This is a genomic window from Gluconobacter thailandicus F149-1 = NBRC 100600, assembly GCF_000964465.1.
GTDB classification, from domain to species: Bacteria; Pseudomonadota; Alphaproteobacteria; order Acetobacterales; family Acetobacteraceae; genus Gluconobacter; species Gluconobacter thailandicus.
This window is the reverse complement of sequence record NZ_BANH01000026.1, coordinates 1-2,467: the sequence shown is the minus strand read 5'-3', so window position 1 is coordinate 2,467 and position 2,467 is coordinate 1. Positions and strand designations below refer to the sequence as shown.

Here is a 2,467-nt window from a genome sequence, read left to right as displayed (position 1 = left end):
AGCAAGCTTCATCTTCTATCTTAAAAAATGAGTCCTGAGCCTAGGCATTGCGGGTGCAGGCAACTCAGGAACTGCCCTTGCCTCACTCTTTGCGCCCGGACTTGCGGTTCTGGTCGGATGGCGGAATGTTATCGGGCTTGCAACGCTACCTCTCATCTGTGTTTTTCTGGTTTTCCTCGTTCTGGCTAAAGAGCCCACCAACCGTGCGCCATCCCCTGGCCTACGGGCCTGGGGACCCGTTCTGGGATCTATCGATAGCTGGTTGCTGATGTTTTTCTACAGCGTGACCTTCGGCGGGTTCGTGGGTCTTGCATCGTTCCTGACCATCTATTTTAACGACCAGTACAACCTTTCACCCGCAGTAGCCGGGGCATGCACAGCATTTGTCGTCTTCGTCGGTTCTTTTGTGCGGCCCGTTGGTGGAGCCTTCGCTGACCGTGTTGGTGGCACAAAAGCTCTAACCGTTCTGTATGCGACCGCTGCAGTCTGCTTTGGTATCATCGCTCTTGGGCTTCCAACGATCTATCTCGCATTTCCGGCATTCTTCCTCGGTATGCTGACGCTAGGCTTGGGAAATGGGGCCGTCTTCCAACTTGTACCGGCCCGCTTCCCACGTCAGGTCGGCATTCTGACAGGTCTGGTTGGCATGGCTGGTGGTGTGGGGGGCTTTTATCTGGCTCTTTCACTCGGCGAAGCCCGGCAAATCGTTAATTCCTATGGGCCTGGATTTCTCGCTTTTGCCGGGATCTGCCTGACTGCCTGTCTCTGCGTTGTTCTGTGTCATCGGCGCTGGATGGAGGCGGCGTGATGGGTGGCCTTTCCCTTCTTTCTCCCCTTCCCTATGCGCCAATTCTGGCAGGCCTCGCTTTGGGTGGGCTCGCGTTCTCGAACTCTTTGAAGGCTAACGATACGCCCACCACCCGCTCAGGTCTTCATCCTTCCGAACCATCAAAAGTAAAAGCTGTCCGCCAGATGGCTCATTCTCAGCAGGTCCGACCTCTTCATTCCCCTGACTGGGGCGTCTTCAATGCCGGGAATGGAGGGGGTGCCGGTTTCGGAGCAATGGCGGGATTTGGTCAGGTTCGTTGGGCAGAAGACTGGAGCGATATTGTCAGCACGCCACCGGAACAGCGCAAAAACGACTGGTTCAATCGCCTGAAATACATTCGCGTGAATGAGAGTGGGAGCATCTGGCTGTCTCTGAACGCGGAGGAACGCGTCAGGTACATCTATGAAAATCAGCCTCTGATGGGCACAGCAGGCAAGACGGACGCAAACCGTGTTCTGCTTCGTAATCTCTATGGGGCTGATCTCCATCTTGGGGAGCATGTCCGTGCCTACGCCGAGTTTCTGTATGGCGTTGCTGGAGGCTCCAATACTTATGGGTATCAAACAGGGGTTCAAAGAGAGCGACTGGATCTTCAGCAGGGTATTCTGGAAATCAAAGGCCATCTTCTGGGTGCCAAGGCAGGCATTATCGGTGGCCGACAGGTTTTCCTTGATACGCCGGTCTTTATGCAGTCTGCGAGAGACCTGACCAATACCCAGCAGACCTGGGATGGCTTCCGTGGCTATGCCATCTGGAAACGCTTCCGGGTGGATCTGTTCGATTTCATGCAGACCAACAAATTGCCTGACGCTGTTTTCGGGGACGGCACGAACTACAGCGCCCGGATGTATGGTGCCATGACGTCTACGGTGCTTCCTGCATTCACCGCCATGGGGAAGAACAGCCAGCTTTTCGCAGACGTCTTTTATATCGGCTATCTCTACAGTGGCGCCGCAGCGTCTATCCCGACCATAACAGGTACAGAAGCCGGTTCGAGCCGTCGGGATAATGTCGGCATGCGGCTTTGGGGCAATGTCGGCCCCTTCTCGACGAGCCTGAGTGGCGTATTCCAGGGAGGTCAGTTTCGGCCAGCACAGGAAAGCCAGCCAACCCGGGCCGTACGGGCTTATGCTGTCAATGCATCCCTGTTGTATAATCGCCCTGATCTTCCGACGAAACCAAGCACAGGTCTTCAGGCCGACCTCTTCTCCGGTGGATCCTACAAAAGCAAGGATGGCGCAGTCGGGACGTTTGCATCCCCCTATTTTCCCTTGCCGTACTATAACGATGTGACGTTGTCCGTAACGTCCCAGAACCTGATCGGTGTGGGACCTCTGGCGACATTCGCGCTGCGGAAAAACCTTCACTTCAAGCTGCATGTACCTTTCTTCTGGCGAGAAAGCACGCAGGATGCGGTTTACGGCACGGGCAAGATCTATTCCTGGCGCAATGGGCTGTCCGGCGGCTTCATCGGAACGATCCCCCAGACCCAACTCGCCTGGAACTTCGCCCCGCACTGGACCTGGACGCACGACATCGTGGGCTTCATCGCGTCCCGTAGCATGCGGACCGCAGGCGCAAAGAGCGACGCATTCTAGGCTCAGGACTCATTTTTTAAGATAGAAGATGAAGCTTGCT

At 55.6% G+C, this 2,467-nt stretch carries 1 protein-coding gene and 1 pseudogene; both read left to right on the top strand.

Annotated elements, in window-relative coordinates; all coding sequences use genetic code 11:
* Positions 1-37: 37 nt before the first annotated feature.
* Positions 38-808: pseudogene (locus tag B7444_RS09165) on the top strand (MFS transporter); the annotation flags it as partial.
* Positions 808-2,427, top strand: a complete 1,620-nt coding sequence (locus B7444_RS09160) for an alginate export family protein (protein WP_035730757.1) — start codon at positions 808-810, stop codon at positions 2,425-2,427. The pseudogene B7444_RS09165 and the gene B7444_RS09160, both read left to right, overlap by 1 nt.
* Positions 2,428-2,467 lie beyond the last annotated feature (40 nt).